Source organism: Streptomyces sp. NPDC088747 (assembly GCF_044751025.1).
Classification (GTDB): domain Bacteria; phylum Actinomycetota; class Actinomycetes; order Streptomycetales; family Streptomycetaceae; genus Streptomyces.
The window spans coordinates 653,894-675,518 of sequence record NZ_JBIVKZ010000001.1 but is presented as its reverse complement, the minus strand read 5'-3'; the positions used below and the strand labels follow the sequence as shown (position 1 = coordinate 675,518).

The window sequence follows — 21,625 nt, the reverse complement described above, 5'->3', positions numbered from 1 at the left end:
TACAGCAAGGCTGTACACTTTCCCTGTGTAATCGAGTCCAGCCCGACCATGAACGGAACGCCATGAAGCTGACGAAGTACGCCCACGCCTGTGTCGCCCTGGAGAAGGACGGAAGCAGGATCGTGCTGGACCCCGGTACGTTCACCCCCGACGCGAAGGACGCCGTCATCGGTGCCGCGGCCGTGCTGATCACCCACGAGCACTTCGACCACTTCGACGACGCCCTACTTGCGGCAGCCCTGGACGACGATTCCGAACTGCGCGTCTTTGGACCTCGAGCGGTACTCGACAAGCTCGGCGATCACGACGGGCGGGTACGTGTCCTGGCGGCCGAGGACACCTTCAGCGTCGCCGACTTCACCGTCGCGGTCCACGGCGGACGCCACGCCATGATCCATGCGGACATCTCCTGTGTGGACAACCTCGGCTACCTGATCGACGAGACGCTGTTCCACCCCGGCGACTCCTACTTCGTGCCCGAGGTGTCCGTCGACACCCTGCTGCTGCCCACCAGCGGGCCCTGGACCAAACTGGGCGAGGCCGCCGAATACTTGCGCGAGGTCAAGCCCCGGCAGGTGCTCCAGATCCACGAACTTATGCTCAGCGACCTGGGCCAGGCCTCGACCCGAACCATCCTGGCCGGCCTGACCGGCATCGAAATCACGCTCCTCGCCCCCGGCCAGAGCATCGACCTGTGAGCTCTCGTGACCGGCGCGAGGAGGTGAACTGAGCATGCGTTTCGCCACGATCAGGCACGGTGGCACCCTCACCGGCGCACGAGTTGAGGGTGATCGGGTCGTCCTGGTCGATGCCGACAACGCGGTCGACGCCTTACTGCGGCAGGACCGACTGCGCGACACCGGTGAGGTCGACGCGGCCACCGCCCACTACGCTCGCGTCTCCCCCGACCCCGCGCACATCCTGTGCGTAGGGCTGAACTACCGCAGCCACATCCAGCAACTGGGCCGACCCGCACCGCGGTTTCCGACGTTCTTCGCCAAGTTCCCCTCGACCCTGACCGGCCCCCGTGACCGCATCGTGCTGCCCGCCGTCAGCGACCGCGTCGAAGGCGAGGTGGAACTCGCCGTCGTCATCGGCCAGCCACTCCACCGCGCCACGCCCACCGAGGCCGCGGCTGCCATGGCCGGCTTCACCGTGACCAACGACCTGTCCCTGCGCGACTGGCAGCACCGTACGACCGAAGCCCTGCAAGGCAAGGTCTTCGACCGTTCCACTCCCTTGGGGCCGGTGCTGGTGACCCCCGACGAGGTGGACGACGCGCGCGACCTGGCGCTTTCGTTCAGCGTCGACGGGGTGCCCTGGCAGCGGGGGTCGACCAGCGACCTGCTGTTCTCCCCGGCCGAACTGGTCGCCTACTGCAGCACCTTCCTGACCCTGCGGCCCGGCGACGTGATCCTCACCGGAACCCCCGGGGTCACCGCCGAGGCCGCGAGCATGGTCCCAGGCCAGACCATGACCACCTTCATCGAAGGCATCGGCACCGCTGTCAACCCGACCGACCGCGACCCATTTCCTGACACCCGCCACGACACCCGCCACACCTGGGAAGAGGGCCGCCCGGGGTGAGCGCGGACACCCGCCTCGACCTCGGTCGTCGGCCGCGAGCCACTCCCGACGTCGTGGTTGCCGGTCGCGGCATCCTGAGCCAGTGGGCTGGTCGTGGCCGCGTACCCACCTGCACGGGTCCGCCGTCAGCGATGTTCCCGGGGAGCCGAGAACGCGCAGCGAGGGCAGGTCGAACCTCGTACGGCTTCGATCCCGGCCTGCGTGCGTCGGCGGGCTGCCTTCCGCTGTACGGGCGGCCGCGGATCACGCGTTCAGTTCGGCGCCGGTCATCAGGGCGAGCAAGCTGTGGGGCGCGTGGTCGTCGATCATGATCGTGTAGAAGGCGTCGTCGTCCGCTTCCACGGCGGCGGCGCGGGCGAACATGGCCTGTTCGTGCGCGGCGAGCGCGGTCTCCGCATCGCCTAGGTGCGCGGCGAGGGCTCGGCCGAGTTCGGCGCCGTCCTGCATGGCCAGGTTGGCGCCTTCACCGTTGGGTGCCCGGAGGTGGGCGGCGTCGCCGAGCAGGGTCACCCCGGGCACGCGCTCCCAGCGGTGCCCGACCGGCAGCGTGAAGATGGGCCGCAGGACCGGCGGGGTGTCGCTGTCGGTGATCAGGGCGGTGAGTGCGGGAGCCCACCCGTCGAACTCCCTCGCAACCCGTGAGGTCAGGGCTGCGGCATCGGTGGTGCCGAGGTCGGTGAACCAGCCCCGGGGCTTCTTCAACTGCGCGTACGTGTGCAGGGTTCCGCCGCCTTCACGGTGGGCCAGCAGCCCCCTGCCCGGTGCGAGCGCGAACAGCGAGCCGGCTCCGACCGCCTCCGCGGAAGCGCGGTGGAGGGTTTCCGCGTCGAAGAGGAACGTCTCCACGCTGCAGACGCCGAAGTACTCCGGAACGGCCTTCGAGAGCAGCGGTCGTACGCGCGACCAGGCTCCGTCGGCGCCTATGAGCAGGTCCGCGACGGCGGTGGTGCCGTCGGCGAAGTCGACCTGGTGGCGGCCATCGCCGAGGGTCCGCATGGTGGTGACCTTGCGGCCCCAACGGACGGTGCCGTCGGGCAGGGAGTCGATGAGCATCCGCCGCAGTTCGCCGCGCGGTGCCTCCGGGCGTTCGCCCGTTCCGTCGTCAGGCAGGTCGAGCAGGACGTTCCCCGCCTGGTCCATGACCCGGTACGCCTCGCGGCCCGGGAGGATCAGCTTGCGGAACTCCTCGATCAGCCTGGCCGCTTCCAGGGCGGCCTGCCCGCTGTGGGGGTGCAGGTCGAGCAGGCCGCCCTGGCGGCGGGCGTCCGGCGCGGGCTCCGCCTCGTAGACCGTGGCAGGGATGCCGTGCACGTGCAGTACGCGGGCGAGCGTCAGGCCGCCCAGACCTGCTCCGATGATCGCCACAGGTGTCGTGATGGTGTCCTCCCAGCCCCATACGGGGTGCCGTGACGCCCACTTTGGATCGCCACTCCAATGACGCTAACACGGCTTTGGATCGACGCTCCATTCATGCGATGCTGGGGTCATGGCGAAGAGAACGGCGAAGGGATCCGCGCGGGCCCCGCGGCGGACGGACAGTCTGTCGAGGGAGCTGATCATCCAGACCGCGATCGAGATGCTGGACAGCGGCGGCGAGAAGGCGCTGACGCTGCGCGCCCTCACCGTGCGCCTGAGCACCGGCTACGGGGCGATCTATTACCACGTTGCCGATAAGGGTGATCTGCTCGCGACGGCCGCTGACGAGGTCATCGCCGGCGTGATGTCGGGCGCGGTCGCCGACGCGGATCCGCGCACCGCTCTGCGCGCCCTCGCCCTCGGTCTGTTCGACGCGATTGACGCCCACCCGTGGGTCGGTGTGGAATTCTCCCGCCAGCCGTGGCGGCCGGCGCTGCTGGACTTCTACGAGGGCGTAGGCCGCCTGCTGGACGCCCTCGGAGTTCCGGAGAAGGCACGCTTCGACGCGGCCGGCACGCTCGTGAACTACGTCCTGGGCGTCGCCGCACAGAACGCCGCGAACGCACGGCTCCGCACGGGCGGCGAGGACCGAGAGACCTTCCTGGAGAACGCCGCCACGCAGTGGGCGCAGATCGACCCGGCCCAGTACCCGTTCGTGCAAGCGGCGGCGACCCAGTTGGGGCAGCACGACGATCGCGACCAGTTCCTCGCCGGGGTGAACATCTTTCTCACCGGTATCGCAGCCCTGCGCTAGACGTCGCCGACACTCGCTGCCCCCGCGGCTGCGCCCTGCCGACGTGCATCTTTACGTCACGGTGCGATTTTCCGTCGCCGTACGCCGGTGCTACGCCAAGCAGGTCGACACCGTTCGGCATCTGTTGGGCGACGACGACGCCGTACGGCGCTGGTTCGGCGCCGGAATGCTCGACAACGTGGTCGCCGTGCTGGGTCTGGCAGTTCGGCGACGAGGGGCCCGAGTCTTCCTGGCCGATCTGCCTGCCGCCAGCCACCGCGAACATCACGTCGGTGTGGCCTGGAAGACCGACTCTCGCCCGTTCAACCGGAAAGTCCTTCCTCAGCAAGATCCTCCATCAGCAAGTCTCCTTGCAGGTCACCGATGGTAGGAAAACGGTGACCGTGGCGGTGCCCGCGCGCTGGCGCAAAAGGCTTTGGTGGCAGAGTGGAGCGACTTGTTCCACCCTGTGGAGGTAATCCCGTATGCGCCTGCTGCTCGTACGCCATGGCCAGACTCCGTCCAACCTCAAGCACCTGTTGGACACCGAGGCGCCGGGGCCGGCGCTGACACCGCTGGGACAGGAGCAGGCCGCCGCGCTGCCGCAGGCTCTGGCGGCGGAGCGGATCGATGCCCTGTACGCCTCGACACTGGTGCGCACCCAGTTGACCGCAGGTCCCCTGGCTGCCGCGACGCGACTGGAGATCCAGGTCCGGGACGGGATCAGGGAACTGGCTGCCGGAGACCTGGAGATGCGTGGCGATGGCGACTCTGCCGCCCTCTATCTCTCCACCGCCTTCGCCTGGGCCGAAGGGGACGCCGACCGCAGGATGCCCGGCGGCGAGAACGGCGTGGAGGCCCTGGGCCGTTTCGACGCGGTCGTCGCCGACGCGGTGGAATCAGGCGCGGAGACCGTGGTCATGGTCAGTCACGGTGCGATGATCCGGACGTGGGTGGCGGCCCGAGCGGCGAACGTCGACGTGGCGTACGCGTCCAGCCACCCACTGGGCAACACCGGTGTAGTCGTCCTCTCCGGCTCACCCGACCAGGGCTGGCAGGCCCTCCTGTGGGAGGAACACCCGCTGGGCCCGGAAGGAAACTTCCCCGAGGGCACTGGCCCGGCCGGCGAGGCCGCTCCCAGTCGCTGAAGGGCAACTGCCGCCGGAGGCAGCGGGTTTGGCGACCGCCTCGGCGACCGTGGCCGCGCCCGTTGGTCTCGCCGTCGCGCCGTAGTCGCAGCTCTACTGGATCGGATGCGGGACGCCTTGCGCCTCCCGCATCCCGTAATCTTCACCGTCGTCCTGGCCCACCCCGACGGCGACCAACGGCCGGATCCGCGGACCTGCACCGGTCCCGCCGAGACCGAGGCCCTGGTCTCAACGATCAGGGAAGTGTCCGCGGCCGTACGTGCCGCCCTGGCCGACGGCGTCGAAACTGCCCGTGCGGGTGCCCGCGCTGGGCGGCACGTACCCCGGTGGCTACGTGCTCAGCATGATGGCGGCCGAGGTCGTGGTGCACGTTGCACAGCGACCGGTTGACGGTCAGGTAGGGCGACGTAGCCGTCCATGACGAATCGGCCTTCCCGCTCCGTCAGCGTCAGCGCATGCGAGCCCGGGTTCGGTGGCCGCGGCGGGGTGACCAGCCGGCGCTCACTGGTCCGCGATGTCGAGGGTGACCTTCGACAGGGGGCAGCTCACGCACGTAAGGACATAGCCGTCGGCTTGCTGCTGTGGCGTGAGGCAGTTCGGCTCGTTCTGCGTGACTTCTCCGCTGCGGAGTCGCACCGTGCAGTCGCCGCAGTTCCCGACGGTGCAGGAGTACGGCATCGGCAGCCCCGCGGCGAGTCCCGCGTCAAGCAGTGTCTGGCCGGGCTCGACGACCACCGTGCCGACGGTGTGCCCGTCCTCCTCGACGGTCATCTCCCGCGGCACCGTCACCGCGGTCCCGGTGTCCGTTCCACTGGCGAAGCGCTCCTGGTGAACGAGCTCGACCGGGACTCCCAGCCCGGTCACGACGTCCTGGACGGCGTCCATCAGCGGTTCGGGACCGCAGGTGTAGTAGTGAGCGTCCTTGGCCGGGACCAGGCCGGTGATCCAGCGGCGTATGCCGTCCGCGTCGAGCCGTCCGTCGCGGCGGGTCAGGACGTGCGTGACCGAGAGGCGGTCGGGATGGTCCTTCGCCAGCCGGGTCAGCTCGTCGGCGAAGATGATCTCGTCCGTGCTGCGGCTGCTGTAGAGCAGGGCGATCCGGTCGCGGCCCGCTCGGTCGGCGAGCCGGGTGCGGATCATGCTCATCATCGGTGTCACGCCACTGCCCGCCGCGACGAGCACGATCTCGTTCGGAGGCTGTGGCTCGGCGTGGAAGGACCCCGACGGGCCGCGCACCGCGACGCGGTCCCCGGCCCGGAGGCTCCGGTGCACGTGGGTGGAGAACCGGCCTCCGTCGACGTGCTTGACGGTGACCTCCAGCCGGGACGCCCCGGGTGCCGACGAGGCCGAATAGGCCCGTCGCACCGGGCGTCCGTCGATGTCGGCGACAAGGGTGAAGAACTGGCCGGGCCGGAAGTCGAACGACCCCGGGTTCCGGCCGGCGTCCTCAAGCACGAGGGTGACCGATGTCGGGGTCTCTCCGCGCACCTCGGTGACGCGCACCTCCCGCAGCGGGTTCTCCGTCCCCGCGTCCTTCGTCCTGCCGTCGTCGTCAGGACGTCGGCGCGGGAAGCCACGGCGCCGTATTTCCCTGCCGGGCTCGACGACCACCGTGCCGACGGTGTGCCCGTCCTCCTCGTAGCCCTCCTTCCGCAGCCCGGAGCGGTAAAGACGGTTCGTCGCCAGCCGTAGCAGCCGGGTCATTCCCGGGATCGCCCCGACGAGCTTCAGCAGGAAGGCAGGTGGACCGCCCTCGGCGTTGGCCGCACCGACGGCGAGGTGTTCTCCCGCGAGCGCAAGCAAATCCGGCGCCGTGCTCCGGTCGAGCTGCGCGCCGGGCGTCCACAGCCGTGAGCGGGCCACGGCGTCGTTACCGGTCACCTCGGCGTGCTCGACATCGATGAGCAGCGCCAGGTGCGGGGGCATCCCGCGCAGCGCCATCGTCTCCAACAGCGCGGGATCGTCGGTGATCGCGCCGCGACCACGGACATGCAGCACACCACTGCGGCCCGGTACGAGCGCGGCGAACGAGAGCCTGTCGTCCTGCAGCAGGTTGTGGAGCGTGTCGGCGCGTCTGTTGCCCTTCCGGTCCGGGATGACGAGCGTGCGGTTGTCCAGGATCCGTGCCGCCGTCCGCCGGTCCCCGCGGGGACTCGTGTCGCTCCCACCGGACGAGTCCCACGTGGACAACGCGAAGAACGGTGCCGCGGCCAGGAACTCGACAACGCCGGGTTGGCACAGGGGGCCGTCCCCCGCGATCTCGGTGGCCGGCTCGGCCGGGGCGGGCGGCTGCCACAGGCGGGACCGGAGGACGGCCTGGGCGCAGTGGACGTACGCCGCCTCGATGTCGACGGTCGTCTCCGCGCCCTTCCGTGCGGCCACCGAACCGTTGACGCGCAGGATCTCCCCGATGCCCGGCAGGAGGAAGAAGAACGAGACCGGACCGTGCGGGTCGCCGGCCTCGGCCAGGGAGAACGAGATCCGTGTGGGGGAGTGGACGTGTGCGAACCCCGGTCTGCCGCCGATGAAGGTCGTTCTGCTGGTGCCGTCCGCGTCCCGGTAGCCGAGGGCCGCGATCGGGCACAGGGAGAGGACGGTCCGGCAGCCCTCGTCGAGGGCACCGATCTGCTTGAGCATGACCGCCGACGCCGGGCGGCCGACAGTGGCCTCGACCTCGTCCACCGTCGTCAGCCGACCCAGGGTGCTCAACCGGTTTTCCTGCTGCACAAGGATTCCTCTCAGCCGGGGGTGGACCGGCCCAGGCGCCAGTAGCCGACGAACGAGATGTCTTGCTTGGGCACGCCACGGTCGTTGACCAGGTGCCGTCGCACTGTCGTGGCCAGCCGGGACTCGCCCGCGACCCATGTGTAGAAGCGGCCGGACGGCAGTGGCGCGCGGCGCACCGCGTCCAGGGCGCAGGTGCCGGGCCGCAGGTCTTCGTCGTCGCGGCTGAACCAGTGGATGCGGACGCCGGCGGGTGCCTCGACGGACCGGATGTCGGCCGCGGCCGCCACTTCCAGGTAGACCTCCGTGGTCAACGAGGGCGGTGTTCCGTCGAGGATCGACAGGATGGCGGGCAGCGCGGTCTCGTCGCCGACCAGCAGTTGCCCCTCCGCGTACTCCGGCAGCCGGTACATGGTGCCGATGTCGAAGATCCCCGCCGGGGCGCCCGGCTCGGCCCGGCGCACCCAGGACGACATGGGCGAGTCACCGTGCACGGCGAACTCGATGTCGATCTCGTCGTCCGCGGGCCGCGCGCGCCGGATCGTCAGGTTGCGCACCAACGGCCGTACCGATTTCGGCAGCAGCATCAGCTGGGCGATCCACGCCTCGTTCGAGAGGGTCGGCATCCGCAGCGCGGTCTGTCCCTCACGAGGGAAGAACAGGCGGACCGCCTGGTCGTTGCCGGCGACGACCAGATCCCGTACGGCCGGGCCGCCCAGGGTGACGCTCGCGAAGCCGGGCGTGAGGAACTCACGGCGACGCACCTCCAGCGTGATCATCGTGCGTGACTCGGGCAGGTACACCTTGGGGATCACGGCCTGCCCCTCACACCGGGCATGACCTTGTTTTCGCAGCTCATGGCACTATTGTGAGTAATAGCTCAGCTCTTTGGCTACTCGCTTTTCGCGCCTTGAGGAGGCCCCCGGATGCCGTCAGCCGACCGCCGTCTCCAGCCACGTCGCAAGCCCCGCCAGGTGCGGGCGGAACTCACTCGCGACCGCGTCCTCACCGCGGCTGCTCACGTTTTCGCCGAGTACGGCTACGCCGCGGGCACCACCAACCGCATCGCCGAGCGCGCCCGAATCTCCATCGGCTCGCTGTATCAGTACTTCCCGAACAAGGACGCCATCCTCGCCGAGCTGCTGGTGCGGCACATCGACCGCGGCAGGTGGACGCAGGCCGACCAACTCGATCTGTCCGCCGGGGGTTTGGAGGCGACGGTTCGAGCGCTGGTCCGCGATGCGATCGACAACCATCGAGATGATCCGCAGCTGCTGCGGATCATGTTCGAGGAGGCGCCGGTCTCGAAGGAACTGCTCGACACGATCACCCGGCATGAAAGGAAGCGTGTCGACCAGGTGCGCGACCTCCTCACCCGCCACCCCGACGTCCACGTACAAGACCCCGACGTCGCAGCTGAGTTGATCGTGTTCACCGTGGAGACGAACACGCACAAGCTCATGGCCTACCCGAGGACCACCCCGGTCGAGACGTTCGAGAACGAACTGGTGGCCATGGTCACTCGCTATCTGCGCGGCGATCAGTAGACGAGGTCTAGGGGAGAGCCAGGGCGGTCCCGGCAACAAGCAGATGTCGTCGGGACCTCGCGCTCTTGGATGAGCATCCTCAGCGCGACGCGGGTGATCTCAGGCCTGTGCCTGCGGGCCGTGTGTCCGGCGGCTTGCCTGAAGCGGCGGGCCGAAGGGGGTCGGCCTCGGCGGACGGATTCCCTGGCGGGCGGAGGCCGGTCCAGGGGGCGAGTCGGGGCGCGGGCGTTTTTACGGGGGCCGCCTGGCACCTGTCGGTAGGCAGGCGGTGTACTCACCCGTATGGCATCTATCCCAGCCCTTGTCGTTCCGGACTGGCCGTTCTGTGGTGACGGCGTCACCGGCGGGGACCGTGCCGGCTGCACCGGACGCTCTGTCGACCCGCACCCGTCCTGCCTGGCACACCTCTCCAGCGTCGACCGCGACACCCATCTCGCGAGCCTGAACGCCGGCGACGACATCGACCACCGGGGCACCAGCTTCACCGGCCAACTGCTTGAACAACTGCTCAACGCCCTCAACGATCCGACCACAGACCACCCACGTCTCGGCGACGCCCTCTTCGAGTCCGCCACCTTCACCGACAACGCCAATTTCGAGTCGACCACCTTCACCGGCGACGCCCGGTTCCACAAGGCCACCTTCGTCGGCCACGCCTGGTTCGAGTCGGCCAACTTCGACCGCGAAGCCCAGTTCGAGTCGGTCACCTTCACCGGCACCGCAGGGTTCGAATCGGCCACCTTCACCGGCACCGCCCGATTCCACTCGGCGACCTTCACCGGCGAAGCCTGGTTCCTCTTCGCCGCCTTCACCGGCACTGCCGGGTTCGAATCGGCGACCTTCACCGACGCCATGTTCCGGGCGGCCGCGTTCACCGGCGACGCCTGGTTCCACCAGACCGCCTTCACCGGCGACGCCCGGTTTGCGGCGGCCACGTTCACCGGCACCGCCCAGTTCCGGTCGGCCACCTTCACCGGCGACGCCAGTTTCGGGTCGGCGACCTTCACCGGCGACGCCCGGTTCCGCTCGGCGACCTTCGCAGGCGCTGCCGGCTTCGAGTCGGCCGCCTTCAACGCCATTGCCGACTTCAGGTCTGCCGGCTTCAACGGCATCGCCGATTTCCAGGCGGCCGGCTTCACCGAAGACGTCGACTTCGGTGCGGCGGTGTTCGAGCGAGCGGGGGAGCTGGGACCGCTGGTCTGCGGGAAGAGAGTGTTCCTGTCGGAGGCGAGGTTCAGCGGGCCGGTGACGCTGTCGATCGCGGCCCGGGGCCTGGAGTGTCACCGGACGCGCTGGGCATCAACCGCCACGCTGCGACTGCGCCATACCGACGTCGACTTCGCGCACGCCGACTTCGAATACCCGCTGAGCATCGCCGCCGAGCAAGCCCCTTTTCCCAACTCCCGCGGAACTCGCGGTGCCGTCATCCCGGAGGATCGCTTCACCGACACAGCCGGCTCCGGGGTGCGGATCACCTCCCTGCGCGGGGTGGACGCCGCCCACTTGGTGCTCGCCGACATCGACCTGACGCGTTGCCTGTTCACCAGGACCGTCCACCTCGACCAGATCCGCCTGGAAGGCAACTGCACCTTCGCCGGCGTCCCGGCCCGCACGCAATGGCGTCGGCTCCTCCCTCGGCGGTTCACCCAGCGCCGAACCCTCGCCGAGGAACACCACTGGCGCTCCCGCCAACCCACCGCCGTTCCAGGCTGGCAGCAGGCCAGCCCCGACACCGGGCATACAGAACACGTGGGGCCCGCGCAGCTCGCCCCGGTCTACCGGGCGCTACGCAAGGCATTCGAGGACAGCAAGAACGAGCCGGACGCGGCAGACTTCTACTACGGCGAGATGGAGATGCGCCGCCACGATCGCGACCGGCCGCGCGCCGAACGGGCTCTCCTGGTCGCGTACTGGGCGCTCTCGGGATACGGACTGCGCGCCACCCGCGCCGCGGTGTGGCTGCTGCTCGCGATGACCGGCACACTGCTTGCGATGATGCTCTGGGGTCTGCCCGCCGACAACTGGAGGCCGGAGACCGTCGGCAGCGTGACCGGCCTGCAGGTACGGCTGCCCACCCAGAAGCCCGACCCGGCCAACCCCACCAACGCCCTCCACGAGCGCCTCTCCACCAAGCGTTTCGAGAAAAGTCTGCGAGTGGTGGTCAACTCGGTGATCTTCCGGTCTTCCGACCAGGACCTCACCACTGCCGGCACCTACACCGAAATGGCCTCCCGCCTGACCGAACCCGTCCTGCTCGGCCTCGCTGCCCTGGCCATCCGCGGACGCATCAAGCGATAGGAACCGACAAGCCAAGACGGCCCTCGAGGAGGTCGGCTTCGGAACGGGCGACGAGCTCGCCCCCGGAGTGGACGCCCTCACGCCAGAGGCAGTTGTAGGAGCGGACGGTGGGTTCCAGCTCCTCGATAGGCATCACCAGGTCGGCGGCGAGGACGGTCGGCGTCCATCCGGGACGGGCCCATGCCGATGCCCTCGGCGTCGATGTTCAGCTCACGCGCGACTCCTCATCGCGGTGGCCCGCAACAGCGGAGGATAGAACCAGACCCTGGCAAGAAGGTCCCGAGGTTGAAGAACAAGCTGAGCCAGATCAGGAAGTGTGTGTGGCGCCGACCGTACGAACTGGATCCTGGACCTGCGCCGCAATGGCCATCGGTCTGTTGGCGCTGCCGATCAGCCAGACGTCCACAGCCTTGCCGGTACGTCAGCCGGCCTGTGCCTGAACGACGCTGGTGCTGGTGAACTGCTGGTTTCTGCTGCCCTGTGAGTGGACGAGCAGGCGCAGGGGCCGCGGCTGATCCCGGGGGAGGTCGGCGGGCGCGGTGACCAGCCAGTGTGTGCGCATTGTCCTGCCTGCCGCGAGGGCAGAGGGCCGGGTTTTCCGCGTGGGTACGGCTTTCCAGCCGTCGGGGACGAGTAGTTCCGGAGTGACGACCGCGGTGGCCCGCGCCGTGACAGTGGTGGTGAGACGTGTGGGCGTGCCCGGTTCTATGAGGACGGGACCATCCGATGGTGTTCCGATGGAGAGGGTGAGCCGGGGGTCCTGCATCCGCCATGACTGCCAAGCGGTAACTCCCACGGCACCGCCCGAAGTGCGGGTGGCGGTCAGCCTGAGCGCGCTGGTCGTGACGGCCGACCGCAGCAGAATCCGGTTGAGGGTTCCCTTGCCCGGAGTCTGTGGGGTGCGTTCCTGCCCGGGTAGGAAGTGCCATCCGCCGAGCTCATCGAGGTACTCGAGTTCGAAGGTGTCAGGCGTGCGGACACCACCGCCGTCGTCGTAGAAGGCGATCCGCAGGTCGGACACAGGCGTGGGGACACCGAAGTCCACAGCCAGCCAGTCGCCGGCGTTGGGACTGCCGTAGTTGGTCCACCGCGAAGACGGAGTGTCGATGTGAAGGTCTTGTCCGTCGATGGCCTTGGCCGGGCTGTCGAGGGGGAAGGTGTAGGAGGCGCGTGCGAGGGGGTAGCCCGTCTGCTCGACGTTCGCCAGGTCGTCGACCTCATGGGCAAGGGTGTGCGGCACGGTCTCGCCGATGCTGAGCGTAACCGGCTCCAGGCCTCCCTGACGGTGTATCTGCCGGCCGTCGAGCCATACGGACAGACCGCTCCCGTGTCCGTAGTAGTGGCCGCTGCTGTCGAAGAGCACGCTGAGGTTGTGCCCGTGGTAGGGAAGGTTCTCCACGGCGAAGTGGTCCCATTCCCGCGGTACCAGCGGCGCGATGGTGACGGTGGCGTCGGGCTGGGAACGGACGCCGAGCAGCCCGGAGAGGACCAGATCGTTGAAGGTGGAGTGGTTGTAGTCCTCACTGTGCCCACGGCTGTCGTAGATCCAGCGGTCCTCGTCAGGATGGTGCGCCTCGGCGACGTAGGGCTTGCCGTCTTTACGGTGGGACAGGGCATAGGCGCGGAGCACGGCGTAGTAGCCGGCGCGGTCGACGTGGGACTGAACGGGGTAGTCGATGAGAAGGTTGGCCAGGGCGGTGAGGGTCTGGCTGGTGGCGTACGGCCAACTCGGGCCGTTCCAGCGGCAGCAGCCTTCCAGGGCCTGGTACATGAACCACTTGCTGCGCCGTTCGACCGTGGTGGGGCCGAAAGGCGCCATAAACCCGCCAGGATCAAGGAGTTGTCCCCATGCTGCCGAGTTCTCCTGCGGCGCCATGTGGAAGTACCAGGGCAGGAAGCCGATTTGCTCGCGGTCGGCGATTTTCTGCCGTTGGGGATTGTTGTCCCGCATGACGTGCTTGTAGAACTGATCCCCCGCGTCCCACAACCAGCGCTCCTGATTTGCCTGGAGGGCACGGGCGCGGTCGTCGTAGCGGTCTGCCTTCACGGCATCACCTCGTTGGCCGCGACGCCGCAGGAGCGCGGCAATCGCCCTGGCATCGCCGTACTGGTAGGCATTGAGAGTGGGTCGAAACCCGTCCCCTCCGTGGTAAGGGTCGTCGCTCTGGTGAGAGCTCGCGGTGTACTCCATCGCGTCCCACACCGGTGTCTGCCAGTAGAGACCGACGGCGTCGTCGAACTGCGGCGCCCATCTCTCCCATTGACGTTCCAGTACGTCCAGCAGGCCCAGGGCGTGATCCCATCGCCCGTCCGTCGACGCCCGGGCTACGACGGCGTCCGCGATCCAGAAGGAGTACTGGTGCGCCCAGTCGGTGGTGTTTTTGTTGAGGAAGTCCACAGCCGGTTTGGGGCCTGAGCCACTGCCACGCAGCCAGTAGCCGATGTAGTCGTCGAGGTAGCGATAGTCGCGCAGCCAGCGTGCCTCGCGGATGTGATGGGCGGCAGCGGCGACGATCCCCCCGTGCGGCGCGGAGTAGCCGACCGGACCCAGGAACTCCGAGAGGATCCACCCCTCCTGAGGTCCGGTGTACTTCAGTGCGTGCTTGGTCACGCGCCAGCGGTAGTAGTAGGTGTCCCGTACAGCGGCGTCAGGCAGGTCGACGAAGGGGATGTTCGCCTCGTACCACTCTGCCTCCGGCAGGTCCCCGAGCAGCGCCCTGTGGTCGAGGAAGGCCGTTCCCGGACCCACCTCCGGATATACCGCAGGAGTGAACGACCGCCTGCCGACCGCGTGCGTCATTTCCGAACGGCTGCTCGCCGCCCCCGCCCGGGGCGGCACCGCCCCGCTCAGGACCACCGCGCCGAGGGCCGCGGCGCCGCTGTGGAGAAGTCGCCGACGATCGAGATCCATGCGCGTACTCCTTCTGCGAGAACGAGTGGACAGAGTCGTCCGGGCGCCTGACGGACCGTGCCGGACAGCTCTGTCTGACGGAGGCTCGTGCTCAGACTGCCATGGGCCGACCCGCAGTTGAAGGGTCTGTGCAACGTTGGAAAGATGTCCCGAATCCGGTTGTCGGTGGCGGTCCGCTCTGGTCGCCAGGCGGGGAGGTCCAGTTACTGCAAGTATCTAGTTGTATGAGGCCATGACGTTGGTGGTGCGCCGGTCGACCGCGGCTGCGGGCGGCTTGCCGCCCGCAGCGCCGTGGGGCCGGTGGTGGTTGTCGTGCACGTTCGACCTGGCCGTTGCTCGGGCTTTGCCGGAGTCACGGCCGTGGGCGCGCCGGCCGCCGCGTCCGGGATGCGCCCGGCCTTCTTCACATCGACGTGGACCATGTGGCCGGGACGATTCGCCACGACCGTTCTCGGCTTGTGGTTCGTATCGCCGTCGGGGTCGATGAACCTGCGCCGGATCAGGCCGAGGTGTGCGAGCAACCCGGTGACGGTGCGGCAACTGACCATCACGCCGCTGTCGTTGGGTTCGAATGCGATCCCTGGCGCCGGCCACTTGTACTCCCGTCGCATCGCCTCGATTCGCTGCACGATGTCGGCGCTGGTCGCGCTGGACTGATGGTGCGGCGTCGAGGACCGGTCGAGCGGCCCGATGTCGCCGTGCTCACGGCAGCGGTTCACCCAGTTGGGCGCGCATGCGCGGGAGATGCCCATCTCCTCGACGACGTGCGCAGTCGGACGCGTCTTACCGCGTTCGATCAACCGGCGGCGGCCTTCCGCGGGGAGAGGCGCGTCGGCGTGGGTCATAGCTTGCCCACGAAGAAGCTGGTGCTGGCGACTGCGAGTAGCAGGTAGCCGCCCGGGAAGGCGATGTTGTGGAAGACACGTGCGTGGACGTGAGCCAGGACCGCGCCGATGAAGAACGCGGTCAAGCCGATTCCTGCCGCCAGGCCCAGCCAGTGGACCCCGAGAAGTCCCACGAGAAGGCCGACAGCGCCCGCGAGTTTGAGGGTCGCCAGGTACGGCACCGCAGCTGGTGGGAGTCGAACTTCCGCGGAGTTCGCCAGCACGAAAGGTACCCGCGCGTAGTCCGCGATCGCAATGAACGCGTTCGCGACGACGCACCCAACAGTGGCGATGACCAGTACGGAGTTCATGAGTGGTACGACCCCGCGACGGTGACGGCGACGGCGACGGTGAACGGTTCTGGTGGAACCGGCGCTCCCACTGCTCGGCTGATCGGGTCTCGCCGCTGAGCGGCTTGCGGCAGTCCCGCCAACGGATTCTCTGCTGCCTTGAGTTGCAACCGGACCTCGGCAGCCGTGCCGCTGTCGGTGCGGAACCGCACCATCTGTAGGCTCATGGCGTTGTCATCTCCTCGGGATGCGAACAGGAATGGGTTCAACCGACCGTCCTGACGTTCGCCGGCCCGAAAAGGTGACACCCATGCCGATCACGGTCGAAGAATTCGAGACCGCACGACCGCATCTGCTGTCGGCTGCCCACCGCATGCTCGGCTCAGCTCATGACGCCCAAGATGCCGTCCAAACGGCATGGTTGCGGGCCATGACCGCCCCACCCTCACCATCGATTGACGACCCGTCAGCCTGGCTCACGACTGTCACCGCCAGGGTCTGCCTGGACGAGTTGCGTGCCCGACGCCGCCGCAACGAAGCGCCGCTGCTCGCGGACGCCATCCCGGCCGCGGAACTGGCCGCGGACGAAGCAATCCTCCGCACAGAGGACGTTTCCCGGGCGGTCATCGTTTTGTTGAACCAGTTGACCCCGCCTCAACGGGTCGCATACGTCCTGCATGACCTGTTCTCTGTGCCGTTCGACCAAATTGCGCACGTGCTTGGCGGGACAGTATCGAGTGCCAAGAAGCACGCCAGCAGGGCCCGACAACGCCTCGACAGCGCTCAGCGCACCTCGGAACAGAACAGCCGACCGCACGAGCAGATCGTCGAAGCCTTCCTGGCAGCAGCCCGAACCGGGGATACGCGCACGATGATCCAGCTGCTCGCGCCCGACTGCGTCCGCGACGCAGACGCGGCACTCCTGCCTGGCGGAGCCCGCACCGCCGTCACGGGTGCCGTCGACATCGCCTCCGAGACCGTGCACTTCCGTCATCGCATCCAGGCGGCTTGCAGACTCATCGTCAACAACAAACCGGTGTACCTCATCGCCCCAGGAGGACATCCCCTCGCCACGATCGAGATCAGCACGGCCAACCAGAAGGTCACGAGAATCACGCTGCGATTGGCCCAAGCCGACGACCATTTCGCGGCCGCCCTACCGTAAAGATCCTGACCCGCGACAACTGGCGCTTCCGGTATACGGCGAACTCAACCGCCAAGAACTGATGGTCACAGCCGACCCCGCGGTCGAGCACCTTGGCAAGGGACTGCCTGAGCCTGGAGTGGTGGTCCTCGACGATACCGCCGGGAAGGGCGCCTGACGGGTGAAATACCTTCTCAGGCGCCCTTCCTAGACGTCTAGAAGAAGCCGAGCTTCTTCGGCGAATACGACACCAGGAGGTTCTTCGTCTGCTGGTGGTACAGGCGGTACAGCCTTCTGAGCAGCGAGGATGTCGGTCCGACGGGTTCAATGTGGGGAGTTGGCCCGCGTATGGTCCGGATCTTGACTGATGCCGATCTTGGGGCGGCAGGTCTGTTGGAGTGGCCGCATCCGCCTGCCCCGCGTTGACGGTCCCACCTGGCGCAGGTTGTATAGACCGTCCACGGGCGTCCAGCCACTCCAGCGCGGGCACGAAACCACAGGTCAGGGCCTCCTGGTCCGGTAGGGTCCGCCTAGTTCGTGATACCTGAGTGATAGCGGGTGATAAGGCGAAGCCCCGCCAGGAACCACCCTGACGGAATCTCTGCGCTGAGCCGTGGTCTGTGCTCTCGTGCTGGTCCTCATCGGCGACACCGCTACCGGCCGTACGGACTCCGGTGTCATCTCCCGTGCCGGTCTCGTCGCGCATCTCGTGTAGCAGCCCGCGGTCGCCTCCGACGCGGTCCGCTTTGCGTCTGCAGGTCATGGCGGAGCCACGGTGACGATGAAGTCGATAGTGCCATCGACATCCTCGGAGCCGGGGGAGTGGATGCAGGATGCAGCCGAGGAGGCCAGCCAGGCCGTGGCGTGCCCGTGGCCGGGTGAACCGTTCGAGCCAGTGGGGAAGCTGTCGGTGGAAGCGTGGTGGCGGGCGGTGTCGCAGCCGATTGCGCACCCCTGGCGGCGTGACCGGAGTACTGAGGGTGCGGCCGAGACGAGCAAGGGGGATCTCGGCCTCGCTGGTGAGCGGTGACGTCGGGCGGGGATCTCTGGGAAATCGGCACCACTCTCGGCGCCCTCGGTGCAACCGGAGAGGCTCTATCGTCGCCCCGGAAAGGCCATACCACCAACGTCGACATTCGCATCGACCTGGTGCAGTTGCCACGTTGGGCTGCCCGGCGAAACTCGTGTCGCCGGACCGACGGGGACAAGCCGATCTACACAGCGCGTGGACCGGGACAGCGCCCGCCAGGCCCTCGGCGGCGTCCACACCGCGGCGGTGAATGTGCAGCGGCCGTAGGGTGCCCGGCGGCCGTCCATGCCTCAGCCCTCGAGGAGATCACCCTGGGAGAGGATTCCCGGCATGTAGCCTCTGGCAGGGGACAGATCCCGCCAGTCGAGGTCCCCCTCCTCCACGGACACCACTCGCCAGTCGTCCTCCTCGTTCATGCTGCGGAACGCCTCGTGCAGGAAGTCGGGGAGCACCTCGCTGTCCCGACGGCCCGGGCGGCGCCGGTCCTCAGGAACCGTCCAGTCTGCCGCGAAAAGAGTGCCGTCGATGTAGAGCGTGCGCTCCTGGCGAGGCCGGTGGCGGGCGAGCAGGCCCAGGATGTCGTCGCGAAGACCCGCGATTTCGTTGCGTCGAGCCGCCCGTTCCACACGCTGCAGCACCGGAACCAAGACCCCGAGCGTCACGCCGAGCGCCGCGAAGCCAGCCACAACGTAGTCGCCCAGAATGAGTGGTTCCTGATGGGCGAAGGCGTCCAGGAACGGCGTGTAGTAGGCCAGCACATGTAGGTCCGGGTCGACGGGAAGGTCTACGGCGCGAGGGTCGGCTGTGTCCGGGTCGATCGCCGTCAGACGCATGGGGCTAAGAGGGGAGGAGAAGTGCACCGCGCTCGCGTATGCGATCTTCGGCACTACGCCCTTGATGGTCTTGACTGTCCTCTTCTGTTCCTCCATGGCTTCGCGCAGCTTCTTCGTCAGCGGGCCTGAGCGGCCCTTGGCTTCCGCGACGACATAACCGCCGACGGTCCGCTCTCCGAAGAAGTCCGCCCGGCTCTGGCCGGGGGCGAAGGTGAGGTTGTAGGCGGAGGCGTAGCGGGCGACGTGCATGAAGAACCGGACGAATAGCTGCCTCTCGGCGAAGATCTGGCACATGGCCTGCCCCAGGGTGTAGGACAGCATGCCCTTCTCGGAGGGGTCGAGTTCGCGGGCGAGGTCGGTACGTGTGATGCGGCGGACCGGATCATCGCTCCAGCTGAGATAGGCGGGCAGTACCGCCACCCTGTGGCACCACTCGTACGCCGATGACCTCCCGTGCTTGGTTTGGTCGTACGGGGCCCTGCCCGTGATGAACAACGCGCGCGCCAAGTCTTGCGGCAGGACTGGCAGATCCTGCTCGACGGGGACTCCGGTACTGGCCGGGAAGAGCGTGGCATCGGTGCGCACGTGGGCGGGGCCATTGAAGAACATCGTCGCCGCTTTCCGGGTTCAGGGCCGTCATACACAGACCGTGAGGATCGTCGTACCGGCATCTCTCTATCACCCCGGTCCGCAGTCCGCCCCGGGATCAGCGGAGACGGAAGCGAATGCCCGGGAACCCTGGCTCGCCGCATGGCTCCGGCCACGCAAGGCGCCTGTGTCCGCGTGCCGTCCTGATGGCGACGGGCGCGTCGGACCGCGCCGTCCGTCAGTCACCGAAGGGCCCCACGACAGCCGGATGTTGCTGGAAAGTGAGCGTCGGTGTGGGCCACCACATCATCCGGATCTGTGAGCGACAAGGCGTCCCTGTCCTCGACGACCGCGCCTATACCGGCGCCGGCCCCCCACGTCGCCGCCGGCCTCAAACGACCACCCGGGGGTGAACTCACCCGACCTTGCGCTACCGCGGTCCTCCAGCGAAGACGGCGGTGTCCGAGTCCCGATCCGCGAACCGGAGGCCAGTTGTAGGCTCCCGCCATGCCGATCTTTGAATACCGGGGCGAAGCCGCGAACTTGAAGGTGCTAGCACGGGAAATAGAAGCGGATCAGCACCTCGCCGGAAAGTGCTCCCTCGCCCTCACACCCCTGCAGCAGAACAGGCGCGACTCCCTACGCCACGCCCACTGGGCGGAGATCTCCATCTCCGTCGCCGCCGGACTGGCCACGAACACCCTGTATGACGCCTTGAAGGCATTGGTCGAGCGGGCGCGTGACCGGGGGCCCGTCGAGGAGGCGCCTCCTCGATCGGAAGACGACGACCAGGGTGCGGACGGCTCGGAAGGGGTGAACCGGTGACCGTCCACTCTCCACGTCTGCGGAACTCGAGCGGCGCCGAGTTGAATCTGCGCAGCCAGATCCTCTTCCAGGATCAGACCCGCACGCGCACCAGCGATCTTGTGACGGCGGTCGGCTCCTGGCATAAGACCTACGTCCACGAGAGCAGCCACTGGGCCCGATATCACGGATCCACTGTCGGCATTCTTCTGAGCCTGCTGCGGCGCACGAGGGACCAGTTGGCCGCGTACACGATCTCTCACCTGCCCCGGCAAGACGTGGAGCGCCTTCGCGAGGACCGGAGCAGCGGGCTCCCCTTTTTCTCCTTCGAGCGCTACCCCAAGCACGCCCAAGGAGAACTGAAGTACAGCGAACTGGATTGGCTCAACCTCTACTTCGCTTACTACCTCCTCTTGGACCCGGAGGGACTGACGGAGTTTGACACCGTCACCTGGGACATGCGGGCGGCAATGGAGCACTCCTTCGAAGACATGTGGCGCCAGAGTGCGGGCGCCGAGATGGTCGAGTGTCCCGATGACGTACGCGTCGGCATCGACGGGCCCCTGAAGCTCGTGCACACCTCCGAGGGCCCGCTCACCACTCGCGTCCTATTCGAGTGCGCGGCGGTGCTCGACGAACTCTTCCAGTTCGAGGGCGCCTTCATGCGGAAGACCGACCCGGCGCTGCGTGAGTTCCTTCTCGAGGTGCTGAACGGCGAATACGGGATCCCGTGTCGCCTGGCACGTGCTCTCTCGGGGCGCATCCTCGGCGGAAGTGCCGTCCTGGCTCTCATCGACTTCGCACTGAACCCTGTGGTCCCGGGCTTGAACTCCGACGACCCGTCCGTCGACTGGAAAGAGCTCTACCCTCCCTACCGCTTCGTGACGGCGGCCAGGGCGATGACGGGCTGGGAGACGGGCCTGGAGTTCCAGTATCCGAGCCACGAGGCGGCGGTCCACTTCCAGCACATGCTGGCCAAGCGCAGTGGGCTCCGGATGGGAAGCGTGGCTTCCCGTCTGTCCGACCTCTCGACCCTCCGAGAAGCCGCGACGACCCCCATGCACCTGTCCGCGCGGACGCCTGCCGTGTCCCTCATGTGCGCTTCACGCCTGTTCGCCCTGCGGGAAAGAGACGTCTGTTCGATCTCGCACTATGGCGTCAATTTCCTGGGCGAGAGAGCGACCAGGTTCATCAAGCCCGACCGGGATATGCAGTGGCTGTTCCCGGTGTTCCAGGTGAGTCAGGGTGAGTACCGGTGGCCGGCGGAGCACGTGGGCCTCGATGAGGCGACGGACCTACTGATAGGTGCCGCCGTGGCGTCGGCGTACGACGACGTCCTGCACGGCGTCGGCCCTCTCGCTCACGACCACCTTCCCCGCAGCCTCTTCGACGACGCCGGAGAGGTCGAAGCGCTGAACCAGGTCCTCAAGGACTCGACGGGACTGGACATGGGCTGGCATCGGCCCTGACGCCGGGCCCCTTCGCCGCTCCTAGCGGAACGCCTGCCCTGACACCAGTCACGCTGTACGCCTCCTACATGGCCATCCCTCACCCGGTCCGTCGGTCTGTGAGGTGGTTGCCGTATGGGTGCCGTATCTCAAACATTCGGGAGTGAATTCAGATCGATAGGTGACCGAAACTGAATCAAATGCGACCGTTGTGCATTTAGAGAATTATGGTGACAAGAT

17 protein-coding genes and 3 pseudogenes are annotated in these 21,625 nt (G+C 67.8%); 12 read left to right on the top strand and 8 right to left on the bottom strand.

All coding sequences use genetic code 11. The features are described from left to right. Nucleotides 1-62: 62 nt before the first annotated feature. Both ACIP79_RS03390 and ACIP79_RS03385 read left to right on the top strand, forming a co-directional pair. Nucleotides 63-698, top strand: coding sequence for an MBL fold metallo-hydrolase (locus ACIP79_RS03390; protein WP_401218645.1), 636 nt, complete (start codon nucleotides 63-65; stop codon nucleotides 696-698). Between the two features lie 34 nt (nucleotides 699-732). After that, on the top strand, nucleotides 733-1,587 hold the full coding sequence (locus ACIP79_RS03385; protein WP_401218642.1) for a fumarylacetoacetate hydrolase family protein: 855 nt from the start codon (nucleotides 733-735) through the stop codon (nucleotides 1,585-1,587). 243 nt (nucleotides 1,588-1,830) lie between these two features. On the opposite strand, the gene ACIP79_RS03380 is transcribed toward ACIP79_RS03385, so the two are convergent. Next, on the bottom strand, nucleotides 1,831-2,964 hold the full coding sequence (locus ACIP79_RS03380; RefSeq protein ID WP_401219232.1) for an FAD-dependent oxidoreductase: 1,134 nt from the start codon (nucleotides 2,962-2,964) through the stop codon (nucleotides 1,831-1,833). A 109-nt stretch (nucleotides 2,965-3,073) separates the two neighbouring features. On the opposite strand from ACIP79_RS03380, the gene ACIP79_RS03375 reads away from it, so the two are divergent. From ACIP79_RS03375 to ACIP79_RS03365, 3 genes are all read left to right on the top strand, one after another. Then, nucleotides 3,074-3,757, top strand: a complete 684-nt coding sequence (locus ACIP79_RS03375; RefSeq protein ID WP_401218639.1) for a TetR/AcrR family transcriptional regulator — start codon at nucleotides 3,074-3,076, stop codon at nucleotides 3,755-3,757. A gap of 43 nt (nucleotides 3,758-3,800) precedes the next feature. After that, entirely contained in the window at nucleotides 3,801-4,127 is a 327-nt protein-coding gene (locus tag ACIP79_RS03370; RefSeq protein ID WP_401218637.1) for a hypothetical protein, read from the top strand. Between the two features lie 94 nt (nucleotides 4,128-4,221). Further along, the gene (locus ACIP79_RS03365) at nucleotides 4,222-4,884 is read left to right on the top strand and encodes a histidine phosphatase family protein (protein ID WP_401218634.1); all 663 of its coding nucleotides are present in this window, start codon (nucleotides 4,222-4,224) and stop codon (nucleotides 4,882-4,884) included. Between the two features lie 501 nt (nucleotides 4,885-5,385). On the opposite strand, the gene ACIP79_RS03360 is transcribed toward ACIP79_RS03365, so the two are convergent. Continuing rightward, the gene (locus ACIP79_RS03360) at nucleotides 5,386-7,593 is read right to left on the bottom strand and encodes a 2Fe-2S iron-sulfur cluster-binding protein (RefSeq protein ID WP_401218631.1); all 2,208 of its coding nucleotides are present in this window, start codon (nucleotides 7,591-7,593) and stop codon (nucleotides 5,386-5,388) included. A 29-nt stretch (nucleotides 7,594-7,622) separates the two neighbouring features. After that, nucleotides 7,623-8,423 (bottom strand): siderophore-interacting protein, encoded by an 801-nt coding sequence (locus ACIP79_RS03355; RefSeq protein WP_401218628.1) that lies wholly within the window; start codon nucleotides 8,421-8,423, stop codon nucleotides 7,623-7,625. A 111-nt stretch (nucleotides 8,424-8,534) separates the two neighbouring features. Here ACIP79_RS03355 and ACIP79_RS03350 point away from each other — a divergent pair, with 111 nt between their 5' ends. Both ACIP79_RS03350 and ACIP79_RS03345 read left to right on the top strand, forming a co-directional pair. After that, nucleotides 8,535-9,155 (top strand): TetR/AcrR family transcriptional regulator, encoded by a 621-nt coding sequence (locus ACIP79_RS03350; protein WP_401218626.1) that lies wholly within the window; start codon nucleotides 8,535-8,537, stop codon nucleotides 9,153-9,155. Between the two features lie 282 nt (nucleotides 9,156-9,437). Beyond that, on the top strand, nucleotides 9,438-11,453 hold the full coding sequence (locus tag ACIP79_RS03345; RefSeq protein ID WP_401218623.1) for a pentapeptide repeat-containing protein: 2,016 nt from the start codon (nucleotides 9,438-9,440) through the stop codon (nucleotides 11,451-11,453). Nucleotides 11,454-11,469: 16 nt separating this feature from the next. On the opposite strand, the pseudogene ACIP79_RS03340 reads toward ACIP79_RS03345, so the two are convergent. The 4 genes and pseudogenes from ACIP79_RS03340 to ACIP79_RS03325 form a co-directional block, all read right to left on the bottom strand. Next, nucleotides 11,470-11,677 (bottom strand): annotated as a pseudogene (locus ACIP79_RS03340) (DNA-directed RNA polymerase subunit alpha C-terminal domain-containing protein); the annotation flags it as partial. A 197-nt stretch (nucleotides 11,678-11,874) separates the two neighbouring features. Further along, nucleotides 11,875-14,364, bottom strand: a complete 2,490-nt coding sequence (locus tag ACIP79_RS03335; RefSeq protein WP_401218620.1) for an MGH1-like glycoside hydrolase domain-containing protein — start codon at nucleotides 14,362-14,364, stop codon at nucleotides 11,875-11,877. A gap of 203 nt (nucleotides 14,365-14,567) precedes the next feature. Then, nucleotides 14,568-15,209 carry a hypothetical protein gene (locus tag ACIP79_RS03330; protein ID WP_401218617.1) on the bottom strand — a complete coding sequence of 214 codons (642 nt, stop codon included), beginning with the start codon at nucleotides 15,207-15,209 and terminating at the stop codon, nucleotides 14,568-14,570. Further along, nucleotides 15,206-15,559: a DoxX family protein gene (locus ACIP79_RS03325; RefSeq protein WP_401218610.1), complete on the bottom strand. Its 354-nt coding sequence runs from the start codon at nucleotides 15,557-15,559 to the stop codon at nucleotides 15,206-15,208. Before ACIP79_RS03325 ends, ACIP79_RS03330 begins: the two co-directional genes overlap by 4 nt. A 289-nt stretch (nucleotides 15,560-15,848) precedes the next feature. On the opposite strand from ACIP79_RS03325, the gene ACIP79_RS03320 reads away from it, so the two are divergent. Both ACIP79_RS03320 and ACIP79_RS03315 read left to right on the top strand, forming a co-directional pair. Beyond that, nucleotides 15,849-16,703: a sigma-70 family RNA polymerase sigma factor gene (locus ACIP79_RS03320; protein ID WP_401218607.1), complete on the top strand. Its 855-nt coding sequence runs from the start codon at nucleotides 15,849-15,851 to the stop codon at nucleotides 16,701-16,703. 784 nt (nucleotides 16,704-17,487) lie between these two features. Next, a pseudogene (locus ACIP79_RS03315) lies at nucleotides 17,488-17,712 on the top strand (MBL fold metallo-hydrolase); the annotation flags it as partial. 290 nt (nucleotides 17,713-18,002) lie between these two features. Here ACIP79_RS03315 and ACIP79_RS03310 read toward each other — a convergent pair. Further along, nucleotides 18,003-18,965, bottom strand: coding sequence for a hypothetical protein (locus tag ACIP79_RS03310; RefSeq protein WP_401218604.1), 963 nt, complete (start codon nucleotides 18,963-18,965; stop codon nucleotides 18,003-18,005). Nucleotides 18,966-19,432: 467 nt separating this feature from the next. On the opposite strand from ACIP79_RS03310, the pseudogene ACIP79_RS03305 reads away from it, so the two are divergent. The 3 genes and pseudogenes from ACIP79_RS03305 to ACIP79_RS03295 form a co-directional block, all read left to right on the top strand. After that, a pseudogene (locus tag ACIP79_RS03305) lies at nucleotides 19,433-19,553 on the top strand (IS5/IS1182 family transposase); the annotation flags it as partial. A gap of 87 nt (nucleotides 19,554-19,640) precedes the next feature. Then, a complete protein-coding gene (locus tag ACIP79_RS03300; protein WP_401218601.1) occupies nucleotides 19,641-19,958 on the top strand; it encodes a hypothetical protein in 318 nt (105 codons plus the stop codon). Nucleotides 19,959-20,059: 101 nt separating this feature from the next. Further along, nucleotides 20,060-21,406 (top strand): hypothetical protein, encoded by a 1,347-nt coding sequence (locus ACIP79_RS03295; protein WP_401218598.1) that lies wholly within the window; start codon nucleotides 20,060-20,062, stop codon nucleotides 21,404-21,406. Nucleotides 21,407-21,625: the final 219 nt, after the last annotated feature.

Coding starts and splice junctions, on each gene's coding strand:
- ACIP79_RS03390 (WP_401218645.1), top strand. CDS start 63: ATGAAGCTGACGAAGTACGCCCACGCCTGTGTCGCCCTGGAGAAGGAC.
- ACIP79_RS03385 (WP_401218642.1), top strand. CDS start 733: ATGCGTTTCGCCACGATCAGGCACGGTGGCACCCTCACCGGCGCACGA.
- ACIP79_RS03375 (WP_401218639.1), top strand. CDS start 3,074: ATGGCGAAGAGAACGGCGAAGGGATCCGCGCGGGCCCCGCGGCGGACG.
- ACIP79_RS03365 (WP_401218634.1), top strand. CDS start 4,222: ATGCGCCTGCTGCTCGTACGCCATGGCCAGACTCCGTCCAACCTCAAG.
- ACIP79_RS03350 (WP_401218626.1), top strand. CDS start 8,535: ATGCCGTCAGCCGACCGCCGTCTCCAGCCACGTCGCAAGCCCCGCCAG.
- ACIP79_RS03345 (WP_401218623.1), top strand. CDS start 9,438: ATGGCATCTATCCCAGCCCTTGTCGTTCCGGACTGGCCGTTCTGTGGT.
- ACIP79_RS03335 (WP_401218620.1), bottom strand. CDS start 14,364: ATGGATCTCGATCGTCGGCGACTTCTCCACAGCGGCGCCGCGGCCCTC.
- ACIP79_RS03330 (WP_401218617.1), bottom strand. CDS start 15,209: ATGACCCACGCCGACGCGCCTCTCCCCGCGGAAGGCCGCCGCCGGTTG.
- ACIP79_RS03325 (WP_401218610.1), bottom strand. CDS start 15,559: ATGAACTCCGTACTGGTCATCGCCACTGTTGGGTGCGTCGTCGCGAAC.
- ACIP79_RS03320 (WP_401218607.1), top strand. CDS start 15,849: ATGCCGATCACGGTCGAAGAATTCGAGACCGCACGACCGCATCTGCTG.
- ACIP79_RS03300 (WP_401218601.1), top strand. CDS start 19,641: ATGCCGATCTTTGAATACCGGGGCGAAGCCGCGAACTTGAAGGTGCTA.